General features: G+C 60.1%; 9 protein-coding genes, 2 rRNA genes and 3 pseudogenes. 10 read left to right on the top strand and 4 right to left on the bottom strand.

Features of this window, described 5'->3' with window-relative positions; all coding sequences use genetic code 11:
- Positions 1–106: 106 nt before the first annotated feature.
- The 9 genes and pseudogenes from ASE98_RS27745 to ASE98_RS13910 all read left to right on the top strand — a co-directional run.
- A pseudogene (locus tag ASE98_RS27745) lies at positions 107–1234 on the top strand (retention module-containing protein); the annotation flags it as partial.
- A pseudogene (locus ASE98_RS27740) lies at positions 1214–2119 on the top strand (cadherin-like domain-containing protein); the annotation flags it as partial. The pseudogenes ASE98_RS27745 and ASE98_RS27740, both read left to right, overlap by 21 nt.
- A 1-nt stretch (position 2120) precedes the next feature.
- Positions 2121–2909 (top strand): cadherin-like domain-containing protein (locus ASE98_RS13940; protein ID WP_236707799.1); only part of this gene is annotated, 789 nt, incomplete at its 5' end.
- Complete coding sequence (locus ASE98_RS13935; RefSeq protein ID WP_156465502.1) at positions 2849–3214, top strand: Ig-like domain-containing protein; 366 nt, start codon at positions 2849–2851, stop codon at positions 3212–3214. The genes ASE98_RS13940 and ASE98_RS13935, both read left to right, overlap by 61 nt.
- A complete protein-coding gene (locus ASE98_RS13930; protein ID WP_156465501.1) occupies positions 3132–3656 on the top strand; it encodes a cadherin-like domain-containing protein in 525 nt (174 codons plus the stop codon). Before ASE98_RS13935 ends, ASE98_RS13930 begins: the two co-directional genes overlap by 83 nt.
- Positions 3596–8614 (top strand): annotated as a pseudogene (locus ASE98_RS27735) (beta strand repeat-containing protein); the annotation flags it as partial. The gene ASE98_RS13930 and the pseudogene ASE98_RS27735, both read left to right, overlap by 61 nt.
- A 1-nt stretch (position 8615) precedes the next feature.
- Positions 8616–9713: tandem-95 repeat protein (locus ASE98_RS13920; RefSeq protein WP_236707798.1), on the top strand; the 1098-nt coding region annotated here is incomplete at its 5' end.
- Positions 9646–13146: a beta strand repeat-containing protein gene (locus tag ASE98_RS13915; RefSeq protein WP_060541907.1), complete on the top strand. Its 3501-nt coding sequence runs from the start codon at positions 9646–9648 to the stop codon at positions 13144–13146. The genes ASE98_RS13920 and ASE98_RS13915, both read left to right, overlap by 68 nt.
- 145 nt (positions 13147–13291) lie before the next feature.
- Positions 13292–13630 carry a hypothetical protein gene (locus ASE98_RS13910; protein ID WP_060541906.1) on the top strand — a complete coding sequence of 113 codons (339 nt, stop codon included), beginning with the start codon at positions 13292–13294 and terminating at the stop codon, positions 13628–13630.
- A 56-nt stretch (positions 13631–13686) separates the two neighbouring features.
- On the opposite strand, the gene lapD is transcribed toward ASE98_RS13910, so the two are convergent.
- Together lapD and lapG are read right to left on the bottom strand one after the other, a co-directional pair.
- The gene (gene lapD, locus ASE98_RS13905) at positions 13687–15633 is read right to left on the bottom strand and encodes a cyclic di-GMP receptor LapD (RefSeq protein WP_060541905.1); all 1947 of its coding nucleotides are present in this window, start codon (positions 15631–15633) and stop codon (positions 13687–13689) included.
- A gap of 14 nt (positions 15634–15647) precedes the next feature.
- A complete protein-coding gene (lapG, locus tag ASE98_RS13900) occupies positions 15648–16271 on the bottom strand; it encodes a cysteine protease LapG (RefSeq protein ID WP_371318058.1) in 624 nt (207 codons plus the stop codon).
- A gap of 262 nt (positions 16272–16533) precedes the next feature.
- Here lapG and ASE98_RS13895 point away from each other — a divergent pair, with 262 nt between their 5' ends.
- Positions 16534–17244 carry a GntR family transcriptional regulator gene (locus tag ASE98_RS13895; protein WP_060541903.1) on the top strand — a complete coding sequence of 237 codons (711 nt, stop codon included), beginning with the start codon at positions 16534–16536 and terminating at the stop codon, positions 17242–17244.
- A 64-nt stretch (positions 17245–17308) separates the two neighbouring features.
- On the opposite strand, the gene rrf is transcribed toward ASE98_RS13895, so the two are convergent.
- A 5S ribosomal RNA gene (gene rrf, locus ASE98_RS13890) occupies positions 17309–17424 on the bottom strand.
- Between the two features lie 155 nt (positions 17425–17579).
- A 23S ribosomal RNA gene (locus ASE98_RS13885) occupies positions 17580–17659 on the bottom strand; the annotation flags it as partial.

The following is a 17659-nucleotide window of genomic DNA, read 5'->3' as shown; positions in this document are numbered from 1 at the left end:
GTAGCGTCAAGTATTTGTACTACTTTTAAAAATTGCGTCCCCGATCTGATAAGTCCCCCCTCAGGTCAATGTAAGTCAACTAAATGTGACACCCGGAGAGTCTTCAATGAGCAGTGTTGTTGCCGTCGTCAAAAGCATTGTCGGTCAAGTTTTCGTGGTGTCACCAGAGGGCGTGCGCCGCGTACTCGTTGAAGGCGACCGACTGTCCGTCGGCGACCAGATTGACACGGGCCTGTCCGGCGCCGTGTCCCTGGAACTGGCTGACGGCCGTACCCTGGATCTGGGACGTGAAACCCAATGGAGCGCCAGCGCTGCGGACTCCAGCAGCGATCTGGCAGAAGCCACCGCGCAAGCCGCGCCATCCGTTGATGAACTGCAACAAGCTATCGCCGCCGGCGTCGACCCGACTACGGCACTTGAGGCTACCGCTGCCGGTCCGGCTGCGGCGGGCTCTAATGGTGGTGCCGCCGGTGGCGGTCACAGCTTTGTTATGCTCGATGCCACTGCTGGCCGGGTAGACGCAACCATTGGTTTCCCAACCGACGGTCCTGATTCCGCTGCCGCAATCACCACGCTCGATATCGGCAATCAGAACACCACTACCAGCAACGCTGCGAGTGTCCTGACCGCTGATACTGGCTCACTGGCCGAAGACAGCGTCGCGACGGGTAACGTACTGAACAACGATAGCGATGCTGACTCGCAACTCAGCGTCGCCAGCTTCACCGTCGCCGGAGTGACCGGCAGTTTCACCGCAGGCCAGACAGCGACTATCGTCGGGGTCGGTACCGTGACCATCGGCACCAATGGCAACTACACCTTTACTCCGGACGCCAATTACCACGGCGTCGTACCGCAAATCACGTACACCACCAACACCGGCTCGACCAGCACACTGGATCTGACCGTGACTGCAGTCGACGACAGTTTCATCGACGCCAGCGAAACCGTAACGGTCAACGAAGACTCGGCGGCTACCGGCAACGTGTTGTCGGGTACTTCGAGCGTCGATGGCCCGGTCAGCGTGGTCAATTTCACCATCGGTGAAACCACTTACTCCGCCGGCAGCACCGCGACTATCGCCAACGTCGGTACCCTGGTGATCGGGGCTAACGGCGACTACACCTTTACCCCGGCGGCCAACTACAACGGCAGCGTGCCGACAGTGAGCTACACCGTCACTGACGGCTCCGGTACGGACGTCACCTCGACCCTGAACATCGATGTCACCCCGGTCGACGACAACTTCACCGACGCCAGCGAAAGCGTTACGGTCAACGAAGACACCGCGGCGACTGGCAACGTGTTGTCGGGCACTTCGAGCATGGATGGCCCGGTCAGCGTGGTTAACTTCACCATCGGTGAAACTACTTACGCCGCTGGCAGCACCGCGACTATCGCCAACGTCGGCACCCTGGTCATTGGTACCGATGGCGCGTACACCTTTACTCCGGCCGCCAACTACAACGGCAGCGTGCCAAGCGTCAGCTACACCGTCACCGACGGCTCTGGCAGTGACGTCACTTCGACCCTGAACATCAACGTCAGTCCGGTCGACGACAGTTTCACCGACGCCAGCGAAAGCGTTACGGTCAGCGAAGACTCCGTCGCCACCGGCAACCTGTTGTCGGGTACTTCGAGCGTCGACGGCCCGGTCAGCGTGGTTAACTTCACCATCGGTGATACCACCTACGCCGCTGGCAGCACCGCGACCATCGCCAACGTCGGCACCTTGGTGATCGGAGCCAACGGGGTTTATACCTTCACCCCGGCAGCCAACTACAACGGCAGCGTGCCAAGCGTCAGCTACACCGTCACCGACGGTTCCGGCACTGACGCCACTTCGACCTTGAACATCAATGTTACCCCGGTCGACGATAGCTTCACCGACGCCAGCGAAACCGTGACCACCACCGAAGACGCTCCAGTCACCGGCAGCGTCCTTAGCGGAACGAACAGCGTCGACGGCTCGGTCAGCGTGGTCAATTTCACGGTTGACGGCGTCAGTGGCACGTTCACCGCCGGTCAGACCGCCAACATCGCCAACGTCGGCACCCTGGTGATCGGAGCGAACGGTGAATACACCTTCACCCCGGCCGCCAACTACAACGGCAACGTTNGCCGGTCAGACCGCCAACATCGCCAACGTCGGCACCCTGGTGATCGGAGCGAACGGTGAATACACCTTCACCCCGGCCGCCAACTACAACGGCAACGTGCCAGGCGTCAGCTACACCGTCACCGACGGTTCCGGCACTGACGTCACTTCGACCTTGAACATCAACGTTACCCCGGTCGACGATAGCTTCACCGACGCCAGCGAAACCGTTACGGTCAACGAAGACACCGCGGCTACCGGCAACGTGTTGTCCGGCACTTCGAGCGTCGATGGCCCGGTCAGTGTGGTCAACTTCACCGTCGAAGGCGTCACTGGTACGTTCACCGCCGGCACCACCGCTACCATCGCCAACGTCGGCACCCTGGTCATTGGTGCCGATGGCGCCTACACCTTTACCCCGGCCGCCAACTACAACGGCAGCGTGCCAAGCGTCAGCTACACCGTCACCGACGGTTCCGGCACTGACGCCACTTCGACCTTGAACATCAACGTTACCCCGGTCGACGATAGCTTCACCGACGCCAGCGAAAGCGTTACGGTCAACGAAGACACCGCGGCTACCGGCAACGTGTTGTCCGGTACTTCGAGCGTCGATGGCCCGGTCAGCGTGGTCAACTTCACCATCGAAGGCGTCACTGGTACGTTCACCGCAGGCACCACCGCCACCATCGCCAACGTCGGTACCCTGGTCATCGGTGCCGATGGCGCGTACACAACTACAACGGCACAGTGCCAACGGTTACCTACACCGTCACCGACGGCTCCGGCACTGACGTCACCTCGACCTTGAACATCAACGTCACCCCGGTCGACGACAGTTTCACCGACGCCAGCGAAACCGTGACCACCGCCGAAGACGCTCCGGTCACCGGCAGCGTCCTGAGTGGAACGAGCAGCGTCGACGGCCCGGTCAGCGTGGTCAACTTCACCATCGAAGGCGTCAGTGGCACGTTCACCGCCGGTCAGACCGCCAACATCGCCAACGTCGGCACCCTGGTGATCGGAGCGAACGGTGAATACACCTTCACCCCGGCCCGCCGGTCAGACCGCCAACATCGCCAACGTCGGCACCCTGGTGATCGGAGCGAACGGTGAATACACCTTCACCCCGGCCGCCAACTACAACGGCAACGTTCCAAGCGTCAGCTACACCGTCACCGACGGCTCCGGCACTGACGTCACCTCGACCCTGAACATCGACGTGACTCCGGTCGACGACAGCTTCACCGATGCCAGCGAAACCGTGACCACCGCCGAAGACGCTCCGGTCACCGGCAGCGTCCTGAGTGGAACGAGCAGCGTCGATGGCCCGGTCAGCGTGGTCAACTTCACCATCGAAGGCGTCASTGGYACGTTCACCGCAGGCACCACCGCCACCATCGCCAACGTCGGTACCCTGGTCATCGGTGCCGATGGCGCGTACASCTTTACCCCGGCCGCCAACTACAAACCCCGGCCGCTAACTACAACGGCACAGTGCCAACGGTTACCTACACCGTCACTGACGGTTCCGGAACCAACGACACTTCGACCCTGAATATCAGCGTCACACCTGTTGACGACAGCTTCACCGACGCCAGCGAAACCGTCACGATCAACGAAGACACCACAGCCAGCGGCAACGTATTGGCGGGAACTTCAAGCGTCGACGGCCCGGTCAGCGTGGTCGACTTCACCGTCGCCGGCGTCACTGGCACGTTCACCGCCGGTCAGACCGCCAACATCGCTAACGTCGGCACCCTGGTCATCGGAGCGAACGGGGCTTACACCTTTACTCCGGCCGCCAATTACAACGGCACCGTGCCAACGGTTACCTACACCGTCACTGACGGCTCCGGAACCAACGACACCTCGACCCTGAACATCAGCGTCACACCCGTCAACGACAACTTCGTCGATGCCAGTGAAACCGTCACGATCAACGAAGACACGGTGGCTACCGGCAATGTACTGACCGGTACTTCGAGCGTCGACGGCCCGGTAAGCGTGCTCAACTTCACCGTCGCTGGCGTCACTGGCACGTTCACCGCCGGCCAGACCGCGACCATAACCAACGTCGGTACCCTGGTGATCGGAGCGAACGGTGCCTACACCTTCACCCCGGCCGCCAATTACAACGGCACTGTGCCGACCGTGACCTACACCGTCACCGACGGTTCGGGAAGCAACGACACCTCGACCCTGAAAATCAGCGTCACGCCGGTCAACGACAACTTCGTCGATGCCAATGAAGCCGTCACGATCAACGAAGACACTTGGGCGACCGGCAACGTGCTGACCGGCACTTCGAGCGTCGACGGCCCGGTCAGCGTGCTCAATTTCACCGTCGGGGCGACCACTTACGCGGCAGGTGTCCCGGCAATTATCGCCAACGTCGGGATCCTGGTGATCGCGGCGAACGGTGCGTACACCTTCATTCCGGCGCCCAATTACAACGGCACGGTGCCAACGGTGACCTACACCGTCACCGACGGTTCGGGCAGCAACGACACCTCGACCCTGGATATCAGCGTCACACCGGTCAACGACAACTTCATCGATACCAGTGAATTCGTCACGATCAAAGAAGACTCTGTGGCTACCGGCAACGTGTTGTCCGGCACTTCGAGCGTCGATGGCCCGGTCAGCGTGCTCAATTTCACCGTCGCTGGCGTCACTGGTACGTTCACTGCCGGCCAGACTGCGACCATCGACAACGTCGGCACCCTGGTGATCGGAGCGAACGGTGCATACACCTTCACCCCGGCCGCAAACTACAACGGCACGGTGCCAACGGTGACCTACGTCGTCACCGACGGCTCGGGCACCGACAACACCTCGACCTTGAACATCAGCGTCACGCCGGTTAACGACAACTTCATCGATGCCAGTGAAACCGTCACGATCAACGAAGACACCACGGCCAGCGGCAACGTATTGGCGGGGACCTCGAGCGTCGACGGCCCGGTCAGCGTGGTCAATTTCACCGTCGAAGGCGTCAATGGGACCTTCACAGCTGGCCAGACCGCGACCATCGCCAACGTAGGCACCCTGGTGATCGGTGCGAATGGTGCTTACACCTTCACCCCGGCTGCCAATTACAACGGCACTGTGCCGACCGTGACCTACACCGTCACTGACGGTTCGGGAAGCAACGACACCTCGACCCTGAAAATCAGCGTCACCCCGGTCGACGACAGCTTCACCGACGCCAACGAAACGGTTTCAACCCTGGAAGACACCGCCCTTACCGGCAGCGTCCTCACTGGTACGACCAGCGTCGATGGCTCGGTCAGCGTGGTCAATTTCACCGTCGAAGGCGTCAATGGGACCTTCACAGCTGGCCAAACCGCGACCATCGCCAACGTCGGCACCCTGGTCATCGGAGCGAACGGTGCGTACACCTTCACCCCTGCCGCCAATTACAACGGCACTGTGCCGGCCGTGACCTACACCGTCACTGACGGTTCAGGAACCAATGACACCTCGACCCTGAACATCAGCGTCACCCCGGTCGACGACAGCTTCACCGACGCCAACGAAACGGTCTCCACCCTGGAAGACACCGCCCTCACCGGCAGCGTCCTCACTGGTACGACCAGCGTCGATGGTTCGGTCAGCGTGGTCAATTTCACTGTCGAAGGCGTCAATGGGACCTTTACAGCCGGTCAGACCGCCAATATCGCCAACGTCGGCACCCTGGTCATCGGAGCGAACGGTGCGTACACCTTCACCCCGGCCGCCAATTACAACGGCACTGTGCCGACCGTGACCTACACCGTCACTGACGGCTCTGGAACCAATGACACCTCGACCCTGAACATCAGCGTCACCCCGGTCAATGACCCGAGTGTGCTGATCGCGGACACCAACACCGTCGATGAAGACCACATTGCAACCGGCAACGTGCTGGGTAATGACAGCGATGTCGACAACGCTCTGAGTGTCGCGACATTCACTGTGCAAGGCGCCACCGGTTCCTTTACCGCGGGCCAGGTCGCGACTATCGCCGGAGTCGGTACTGTGACTATCGCCACTAACGGCGACTACAGTTTCACCCCGGCCGCGAACTGGAACGGCAACGTTCCACAGATCAGCTACACCACCAACACCAACTCCACCAGCACGCTGGATATCACGGTCAATTCGGTCAACGACGCTCCGACCGTCAATTCCACTTCGGCCCACGGCAATGAAGATCAATTGATCGCCGTGCAGCTTGGCGGCAATGACATTGACGGCAGCGTCAACCACTTCAGCCTGACCAGCCTGCCGGCCAATGGCAGTTTTTACGCCGACGCCGCCGGGACAATCGCATTGACCGCCAGCAGCGTGATCTCCGCTACCGCCAACGGCGCAACGATTTACTTCAAGCCAACCGGCGACTGGAGCGGTACCACCAGCTTCACCTATAACGCGACCGACAACGGCGGTTTGCCTTCCGCGTCTTCCGCGACCGGAACCATCGTCGTTGCGCCAGTAACCGACACCCCTAGCCTGTCACTGACCGGTGGCGGCGTGGTTGCTTCGACCGACTTACAGGAAGTCGCTGTTAACGGCTCCTATAACAGCAACGTCAATGTCAGCAAGCTCGGCAATGGTGCCTGGCACACTGACAACAGCGGTGGCATGGTCGAAATCGGCAAGGCCAGCGTCTACGGTGCCGGCGGCGATAACCAGGTCATTGAACTGGAGCGCAATACCGGTGATGCGAGCAACCTCTACACCACTATCGATGCCAAGGCCGGCACCACTTATAACGTGTCGCTCGACTATGCACCGCGTGCCGGCGTGGATAATGCGCTCATCAATGTGTACTGGGGTGGCCAACTCATTGGCACGCTGAACACTTCGGCCACCGGCATGAAGCACTACAGCTTCGACGTTCCGGTCACTGCCGATGGCAATCAGAAGCTCGAGTTCCGCGCTGGGGACAGCAATAGCGTGGGCGGCCTGCTGGACAATATCAATGTCACTCAGGTGCTCAACTCGGGCCTCGAAGACAATGCGATCCTGCTATCGACCATCCAGGCACACACCAATGACGTCGACGGTTCGGAAACGCTCGCTCTCACTCTGAGCGGCTTGCCAGCGGGTTCCACGCTCTCCGATGGCACCCACACCTTTAACGCTGCCGACGGCTCGACGTCGGTGGACATTACGGGTTGGAACCTGTCCACGCTCAAGCTGACACCGCCAACGAACTTCAATGGCGACATCCCCCTGACCGTAACGGCCACCGCCAAAGACGGCGATGCCCAAAGCGCCAGCACCTCGCTGCCACTGGTGGTGCACGTTGCGCCCGTCAATGACGCAAGCGTACTGCAAGCAGACCAGAACACCGTCAGCGAAGACCACAACGCAACCGGCAACGTGCTGACCAACGACCACGATGTCGATAATGCCCTGAGCGTCTCCAGCTTCAGCGTGAATGGGGTCAACGGCAGCTTCACGGCGGGTCAGACCGCAACCATCACCGGTGTCGGAACGCTGATCATCGCCAGCAACGGCGACTACAGCTTCAAACCGGCTGCTGACTGGAATGGCAACGTTCCACAGGTGACGTACACCACCAATACTGGCTCGAGCAGTACGCTGAACATCAGTGTTACGCCGGTCAACGACAACTTCACTGACGCTAATGAAACCGTCTCCACCCTGGAAGACAGCGTGGCCACCGGCAGCGTGCTGTCCGGAACTTCGAGCGTTGATGGCACGGTCACTGTGGTCAACTTCACCGTCGAAGGCGTCAATGGCACCTTCACAGCTGGTCAGACCGCCAACATCGCTAACGTCGGCACCCTGGTGATCGGAGCGAATGGTGCATACACCTTTACTCCAGCTGCCAACTACAACGGCACTGTGCCCACGGTCACCTACACCGTCACCGACGGCTCTGGACCCAACGACACCTCGACCCTGAACATCAGCGTCACGCCGGCCGACGACAGCTTCATCGATGCCAGCGAAAGCGTGACCACCGCAGAAGAGACTCCAGTCTCCGGTAGTGTGTTGACGGGTACCTCTAGCGTCGACGGCACGGTCAGCGTGGTTGACTTCACCATCGCTGGCGTTACTGGTACGTTCAACGCTGGTCAGACCGCCACCATCGCCAACGTCGGTACCCTGGTCATTGGTGCGAACGGTGCTTACACCTTCACCCCAGCCGCCAACTACAACGGCACGGTGCCAACAGTCACCTACACCGTCACCGACGGCTCGGGAACCAACGACACGTCGACCCTGAACATCAGCGTCAGCCCGGTCGATGACAGCTTTACCGATGCCAACGAAACCGTTACGGTCAACGAAGACACCGTGGCGACCGGCAATGTGTTGTCCGGTACCTTGAGCGTTGACGGTCCGGTCAGCGTGGTCGACTTCACCGTCGCGGGCGTCACTGGGACGTTCAACGCCGGCCAGACCGCGACCATCGCCAACGTCGGCACCCTGGTGATCGGAGCGAACGGTGAATACACCTTCACCCCGGCTGCCAACTACAACGGCACGGTGCCANGGCCAGACCGCGACCATCGCCAACGTCGGCACCCTGGTGATCGGAGCGAACGGTGAATACACCTTCACCCCGGCTGCCAACTACAACGGCACGGTGCCGACCGTCACCTACACCGTCACTGACGGCTCGGGAACCAACGACACCTCGACCCTGAACATCAACGTCAGCCCGGTCGACGACAGCTTTACCGACGCCAACGAAACGGTCTCCACCCTGGAAGACACCGCCCTCACCGGCAGCGTTCTCACTGGTACGACCAGCGTCGACGGCTCGGTCAGCGTGGTCGACTTCACCGTCGCGGGCGTCACTGGGACGTTCAACGCCGGCCAGACCGCGACCATCGCCAACGTCGGCACCCTGGTGATCGGAGCGAACGGTGAATACACCTTCACCCCGGCTGCCAACTACAACGGCACGGTGCCAACGGTCACCTACACCGTTACAGACGGTTCGGGAACCAATGACACCTCGACGCTGAACATCAGCGTCACCCCGGTCGACGACAGCTTCACCGACGCCAACGAAACGGTCTCCACCCTGGAAGACACCGCGGCTACCGGCAACGTGTTGTCCGGTACTTCGAGTGCCGATGGCCCGGTCAGCGTGGTCGACTTCACCGTCGCGGGCGTCACTGGCACGTTCACTGCCGGCCAGACCGCCAACATCGCCAATGTCGGCACCTTGGTCATTGGCGCAAACGGGGCTTATACCTTCACCCCGGCCGCCAATTACAACGGCACAGTGCCGACCGTCACCTACACCGTCACCGACGGCTCGGGCACCAACGACACCTCGACCCTGAACATCAGCGTCACACCGGTTGACGACAGCTTCGCCGACGCCAGCGAATCGGTCTCCACCCTGGAAGACACCGCCCTCACCGGCAGCGTCCTCACTGGCACAACCAGCGTCGATGGCTCGGTCAGCGTGGTCACTTTCAGCGTCGCTGGCGTCACTGGTTCGTTCAACGCCGGTCAGACCGCCAACATCGCTAACGTCGGCACCGACCAGCGTCGATGGCTCGGTCAGCGTGGTCACTTTCAGCGTCGCTGGCGTCACTGGTTCGTTCAACGCCGGTCAGACCGCCAACATCGCTAACGTCGGCACCTTGGTGATCGGAGCGAACGGTGCTTACACCTTCACCCCGGCTGCCAATTACAACGGCACRGTRCCGACCGTSACCTACACCGTCACCGACGGCTCGGGAACCAACGACACCTCGACCCTGAACATCAGCGTCACCCCGGTCGATGACAGCTTCGCCGACGCCAGCGAATCGGTCTCCACACTGGAAGACACCGCCCTCACCGGCAGCGTCCTCAMTGGCACAACCAGCGTCGACGGTTCGGTCAGCGTCGTTAACTTCACCGTCGCTGGCGTCACTGGTAGTTTCAACGCCGGCCAGACCGCGACCATCGCCAATGTCGGCACCCTGGTGATCGGTGCTAACGGTGCTTACACCTTCACCCCGGCCGCCAACTACAACGGCACGGTACCAACGGTCACCTACACCATCACCGACGGCTCGGGCACCAACGACACCTCGACCCTGAACATCAGCGTCAGCCCGGTCGATGACAGCTTCACCGACGCCAACGAAACGGTCTCCACACTGGAAGACACCGCCCTCACCGGCAGCGTCCTCAATGGCACAACCAGCGTCGACGGTTCGGTCAGCGTCGTTAACTTCACCGTCGCTGGCGTCACCGGCACGTTCAACGCAGGCCAGACCGCCACCATCGCCAACGTCGGCACCCTGGTSATCGGAGCGAACGGTGCTTACACCTTCACCCCGGCTGCCAATTACAACGGCACRGTGCCRACSGTSACCTACACCCTCACCGACGGCTCGGGAACCAACGACACCTCGACCCTGAACATCAGCGTCACCCCGGTCGACGACAGCTTCAGCGACGCCAGCGAATCGGTCTCCACCCTCGAAGACACCGCCCTCACCGGCAGCGTCCTCACGGGTACGACCAGCGTCGATGGCTCGGTCAGCGTGGTCACTTTCAGCGTCGCTGGCGTCACCGGCACGTTCAACGCCGGCCAGACCGCCAACATCGCCAACGTCGGTACCCTGGTCATCGGAGCGAACGGTGCTTACACCTTCACCCCRRCYGCCAATTACAACGGCACTGTGCCGACCGTGACCTACACCCTCACCGACGGCTCGGGCACCAACGACACTTCGACCCTGAACATCAGCGTTACACCGGTCGATGACCCGAGCGTGCTGGCTGCTGACCTCAAAACTACCCTTGAGGACACGATCGCCACCGGCAACGTACTGACCAACGACCGCGATGTGGATAACGCCCTCAGCGTGGCCAAGTTCACGGTGGGTGGCGTGGAGTACACGGCAGGGAGTACCGCCACGATACTGAACGTCGGCAAGCTGACTCTCGGTGCCAACGGTGAATACAGCTTTACCCCCGCCAACAACTGGAGCGGCAAGGTTCCGACTGTCACCTACATCACCAGCACCGGTTCAAACTCCACGCTAGACATCAGTGTGACCGCGGTCGCGGATGCACCGATCGTGTCCGCCACCACGACACAGGTCGCCGAAAACGGCAGCATTGCGTTGGGCTTGAAGGTAACGTCCGCGGACACTGATGGCTCTGAAACACAGACCATTACCTCGATCGGCGGCATCCCGGCAGGTGCGACCTTGACCGACGGCACGCACACCTTTACCGGCACGCTCGGTAATACCGTCGTGAACCTCAGCGGGTGGGATGTAAGCAAATTGAGCTACACCCCGGCACCGTACGCCACCGGTACCAACACGCTGACAGTCACGGCAGTCTCGACCGAAAGCCAAGGTGGTTCGGCCAGCAATACCACTCAGATTCCGATCGCGATTAATCCGGCGGTTTATAACTCGGTCACTGGCACCACCGGTAATGACAATGTCGTCGGCACCGACGGCAACGACATCATGATCGCCGACATCGGCGGGCTGACGGTGGTGCCGGGCACCAACTACAACATTGCGTTCATGGTCGACAGTTCGGGCAGTATGAGCGCGTCGTCGATCAGCGCGGCCAAGACCTCGCTGACGTCGGTGTTCAACACGCTCAAGCAGAGCATGGGTGGAAACTCGGGCACCGTGAACATCTTCCTCGCGGACTTCGATAGCCAGGTCAACAAGTCTGTTTCGGTCAACCTGAACGATCCAAATGCCCTGACCCTGCTCAAAGGGGTGCTGGATTCGATGGCTTCCGGCGGCGGCACTAACTACGAGGACGTGTTCAAAACCACGGCCAACTGGTTCCAGAGCACCGAGGCGAAGGCCAACTCCGGGGCGACGAACCTCACGTACTTCATCACCGACGGCAAACCGACTTACTACCAGAGCGGTGAGCTGACCAACCCGACCTTGTACGGCAACGTGAAGTTCGACGACGTTATCACCACCAGCAATTACAAACTGGGGCAGACCTACAGCGCCACTCTGGACAGTACTCACAAACTGTCCATCGATAGCGATGGCACGGTCACGCTGCAGACGTACAAGTCCTCATGGCTTGGCAACTACTGGAGCAGTGATGATCTGGGTACCATTCGCGCCGAGGGCAACGGCACCTATGAGCTGTCCAGTCGCGACGGCACCGGCAACAGCACCGGTTCCGACGCCATCGACAACTCCTCCGATGGCTTCGCGCTCCTGGCCAAGGTGTCGGCGGTGGAAGCTATCGGCCTGAACAAGGACGTGACGCTCAGCGACCTGAGGCCCTACGACTCGGATAGAACGCCGCAGACCGACATCGATCCAAAGAACCTTGCCGACTCGATCATCGGTCATACCGAAGCGACCATGCCGGGTAACGACATCGTCAATGGCGGCAATGGCAACGACATCCTGTTCGGCGACCTGGTGAGCTTCAACGGCATCGCCGGCGAGGGTTATCCGGCGATGCAGGCGTTCGTCGCCAAAGAGACCGGCGTAGACGTCAGCAAAGTCACCACCAGCAATGTGCACCAGTACATCACCGAGCACTACACAGCGTTCGATGTATCGGGTAGCCATGATGGCAACGACTCCCTGCTGGGCGGCGCGGGCAATGACATCCTGTTCGGTTCAGGCGGTACCGATCTGCTCGACGGCGGCAGAGGCAATGACATCCTGCTGGGTGGTACCGGCAACGACTCGCTGACCGGTGGCCAGGGCAATGACATCCTGATCGGCGGATCCGGTGGCGACACCTTCGTCTGGAAGGCGGGCGACACCGGCAGCGACGTGATCAAGGATTTCAAGGCCAGCGAAGGCGACCGCATCGACCTGCGCGATCTGTTGCAGGGCGAAACCGGCAGCACCATCGACAACTTCCTGAAGATCTCTACGGTCGATGGCGTGTCGTCGCTGCAGGTCAGCTCGGGCGGCAAGTTCAACTCCGGCGACGCGGCAGCGGCCACACCGGATGTGACGATCAAACTGGAAGGCAACAACTGGTCGAGCGCCAACCTGCACAGCCTGATTGCCGGTAGCGACCCGACCATCAAGGTCGACCACAACAACAGCTGATGCGTAAAAACGACCGCCCTTATGGGGCGGTCGTCACGTTTGCGGCTACCGCCCGATGACGATTTCGTCGGCGCACCGCATACTCGCGTACAGTTGTCCTATGCTGCTGACGGCATGATGCTGGTTAATTTCCGAGGGATGCTCAATGTTTTACGTGCAACGCGATGCGCAGGGCCTGTTGGTTCGCGTGGAAGCTGCGGCTTACGCCGAGGCCACGGAGACGCTGCCGGCCGACCACCATGAAATCCAGGACTGGTACGCTAACGAGGCCGTGGAGACTAGCCTCAAGCAGCTCAAGCAGAGCGACCTGGAAATGATCCGGGTACTCGACGACTTGATTCAGGTGCTGACCCAGAAAGGCGTAATCCGCGTCACCGATCTGCCACCGGCGGCCCAGGCAAAACTCATGGACCGGACCCAAGCCCGTGAAGCATTGGGTGGCCTGAGCCATTTGATCGATGAAGAAGAAGCCGGGTTGATCTGACCTCCCGGTACCCATGAAGATCGTCCGTATCGCGAACGATCTTTTCAGGCATCAGCTCATCCCCAGGGCTTGGGCTCACCGAACAGCTGCCCCTGCACCCCATAAAGCCCCATCTCGCGAATCACCGACAATTCACCTTCGGTCTCGACCCGCTCGGCAATCAGCGGCAAATCGATACTGTGCGCCGCCCGCTGAATTGCCTCGATGAATAGACGCTTGTCGCTCTCCTGGTCAATCGATCGAATGTAACTGCCATCGATTTTCAGGTATGCCAGTCCAAGTCGTGCCAGGTTGCCAATCATGCTAAAGCGTCCGCCAAAGCGCTGCAGGCTCAAGGAGAAGCCAAGCTCTCGCAGGCGTCGGGTCAGTTGCTCCAGCACCGCCTGTTCGGGCAGTTGCTCTTCGCCGATTTCCAGGGTCAGACGTGGGCCGAGGCTGGAGTTAGCGCGCAGGATCTCGAAGACTTTGTTCAGCGCCTGGGGGTCGGCCAGGGTGGCCGATGACAGGTTCAACGCCAGTGACTCTTCGTGTCCGTGCATCTGCTCCAGCACGCGCTCGAGCATCAGCCGATCGAGCCGTGCGGTCCAGCCAAAGCGCTCCAGCCATGGCAGGAAACGCCCGGCAGGAATGGTCTGGCCTTGTTCGTCGAGCAAACGCGACAGTACTTTGTAATGCAGCACCATCTGCGTGTCCTGGGCAGCCACTACCGGCTGGAAATACAGGTCGAAACGCTGCTGACTCAGTGCCTGGTCGAGCAAGCGGTGCCAGGCGTGGTGATCGTCGCCGACGCTGGCCGAAAGACTGTGGTCCAGGCAGGCCCAGTTCTGCTCGCCCTGGCCTTCCGCTTGCGCCAATGCTTGATCGCCGAGGCTCAACACCGATTGCGGTGAGTCGCCATGGGCGAATGGTGCCAGTCCAATGGAGGCCACTGCCGGCACATCTGTAGCACCAGTGGCGTGCAGACTCGCCAGGGCGCTGTCCAGGTTTTGGGCCAGATGCAGTGCTTCTTCGCGTACCAGACCCGGTGCCAGCACAGCAAACTCACCGCCACGGATACGAGTGACCAGGTTCTGGGTTTCCGGGTATTTGGCGCATTCGCGCGACAGTTGCTCGCCTACTGCTTTAAGTACTTCATCGGTGCGCTGGCCGCCGAGTCGCTGGTTGAGTCCAGCCAGATCCTTGACCCGCAACAACAGCAGATAACCGGAGCTGGCCTGTTCAGGATTGCTGACCCGCGCATTCAGTTGCATCTCGAAATAGCGCCGGTTGGCCAATCCGGTCAAGGTGTCCTGATAGGATTCGGCTCGCAGTTTTTCGCTGCGCTCGGCCTGTTCCTGGAACAGCGCTTTGAGTTTTTCTACCATCTGGTTCATGGCCTGCACCACCCGGCGCAATTCGGGAGTGCGCGGTAATTCCGGCAGACTCAGGAATTCCCGCCGGGCGATGGCATGGGACTGCTGGACCATATAATCGAGCGGCTTGAGTTGCCGACGCAGCAACAACGCGCCCAGCACTGCACTCACCGCACCGCAGATCAGCAGCCAGCCAAGGCTACCCAACGCGCTTTGCCACAACTTGGCCAGAGCAAACATCGGATGGCTGACCACTTCGACCCGCGCCGCCTGTTCCCAGCCACGGCTGACTATCGCGTCACCACCGGCAGCCTCAAGACCTATCAGCTTGACGAACCAGTCCGGAACGTTGCTGACTGCAGGGATGCCCGTACGCTCAACCAGCGTCTGATCAGTCTTCACGTCGACTACGCGGATGCTCGCATAGTAGCCGCTGTCGAAAATCGAGCTGACCAACAGCTCGACCATCGCCGGGTCGTCGATGTTCGGCGTCAAGGACAACGCCAGTGCCGTCGCCGCGTCCTGAGCGTGGGAGCGCAGTTGATTGACGTACTGGGTGCGCGAGCTTTCCAGGCTGACCATGAAGCTGCCGGTGAAAGCGACTACCAGGAACAGACAGATAGCAATCAACAGCTGTTTGAACAAAGACATCTGAGCGCGTGCTCCTAATTAGTCGTCTCGAGCGGGAAACCTTCGGCCTGCATTTTTTTCAGTACATCCAGCCATCGCGAAAGGCGTTTGGTATCACCAACCTTCTGGTTGCCCTTGGCACCAGCCAACCACAACCCTTCTGCGTTGAAAGAGTAGACCGGCAGCAGATCCTTTCGTTGGCTGGCGGGCTTAATCACGTCGATCAGGCTGTCGAGCACCAGTGGCATGGCCTCCGGGCTGGAGTAGTAGGTCAGCACCATATGCGCGCGATTCTGGGTCAGAGCCTTTACATAGGTGATACGCAACTTGTCACTGGCGACACCGAGATGGCGCAGGCTGAAGTACTTGGCTATAGCGTAGTCTTCACAGTCGCCGGCGCCCTTCCACAGCGCCTCGATCGGGGTTTCCCAGTAATCCACCTGGCGCCACAGGTCTATGTCCTCAACGTAGCGCAGCTGTTTGTTGAAGAAGCGGTTAACCACATTAAGCTTCTCCAGCTCGCCGAGCTGCTTCTGGCTGGCCAATAGCTGCTGCCAGTCGTCAATGCGCTGCTGCCCCTGGCCCAAGGGCCCGTACAACCCCTGCGCCTTCCGGCTGATCAGGGAAAAATCCCAGTCGGCACTCAGGCTGCCCAGCATCACGCCAGCCAGCAGTAATGCACTGCACAGCCAACTTAGAATCCGGGGAATCGCTATAGGTGCCGTCAATGCAAAGGCATCCAGGGTGGACAGGAAGGAGTCGATTGAATGGTGAAGGTTAGCCTGAAAAAAAACAATGGCACGATGAGATCATTGGCGTCGCGCTAAACTAAAGACAGGTGAGCTACTGCTTGTTTGACTTCCCGTCAGGCAGTCACTAGTGTCATTTGGATCCAAAACCTCTGAATCAGGGTGCGTTGTAGTGACACAAAAGCCCAACCCTCTTAGCAGTATCAAGATCAACGGGCCGATTCCCGCACATCTGGCGCGTTCGGTGATCGAAGCAACCCTGCGCTCGGCCATCCTGGACGGGCGCATCCCTTGTGGTGCTGCACTGCGTCAGCAAGACCTGGCCGACCTGTTCGGCGTCAGTCGCATGCCGGTGCGCGAAGCCCTGCGCCAGCTCGAGGCACAAGCACTGCTTAATGTTGTAGCCCATAAAGGTGCCGTCGTCGCTCCGCTGGTCCAGGGTGATGCCGTGGAAACCTACGCCTTGCGCATTCTCCTGGAGTCGGAAGCGCTACGCCTGTCGATCCCATTGCTCCAGGATGCGGACATCGAACAGGCCCAACGATACATCGAAGAACTCGAAACAGAACACGACTACACCGAAATCGGCCGTCTCAACCGTCTCTTCCATATGATGCTGTACAGCAGGGCGCCCAATCGCCGGCTGTTGCAGCTGGTTGAGGACGGGTTGAATGAAGAGGAGCGCTTCCTGCGTTTCAACCTGGAGGCCATGGGCCTCGGCAAGCTATCCCAGGACGACCACAGAGCTCTATTGCATGCAGCCCGGGAGCGGAATGTGGAACGCTCTGTTCAGTTGCTGGAGCTCCACCTGAACCGTGCGGTGCAAGTCATCACACGCTACCTAGACAGCCCTGAAGCTCAGGCCAGAAAGACCTCGAAGTAACCTACAGGGCCCTGAAACGACAAAACCCCTGTCTGCGTCAGCAGACAGGGGTTTCGGAATTCAATCTTGACGATGACCTACTCTCACATGGGGAAACCCCACACTACCATCGGCGATGCATCGTTTCACTGCTGAGTTCGGGATGGGATCAGGTGGTTCCAATGCTCTATGGTCGTCAAGAAATTCGGGTACCGAGTCGTGGCCAGTTGGCCTCGCTTCAGCAAATTGGGTATGTGATAGCTTTCGGTGTTTGTAAGATTCGAACTTTCGGTTCTTTCGTCTTCACACACCGCAATCTGATGCTCTTTCGAGTAGTCAAATTGCTTGGGTGTTATATGGTCAAGCCTCACGGGCAATTAGTATTGGTTAGCTCAACGCCTCACAGCGCTTACACACCCAACCTATCAACGTCGTA

This window comes from Pseudomonas sp. Leaf48, from assembly GCF_001421885.1.
Lineage (GTDB): Bacteria > Pseudomonadota > Gammaproteobacteria > Pseudomonadales > Pseudomonadaceae > Aquipseudomonas.
This window is presented reverse-complemented; position numbering and strand designations above follow the sequence as displayed.

Excerpts from the sequence above, each read along its gene's own strand:
- ASE98_RS13910 (WP_060541906.1), top strand. The coding sequence starts at position 13,292 with ATGTTTTACGTGCAACGCGATGCGCAGGGCCTGTTGGTTCGCGTGGAA.
- lapD (WP_060541905.1), bottom strand. The coding sequence starts at position 15,633 with ATGTCTTTGTTCAAACAGCTGTTGATTGCTATCTGTCTGTTCCTGGTA.
- lapG (WP_371318058.1), bottom strand. The coding sequence starts at position 16,271 with ATGCTGGGCAGCCTGAGTGCCGACTGGGATTTTTCCCTGATCAGCCGG.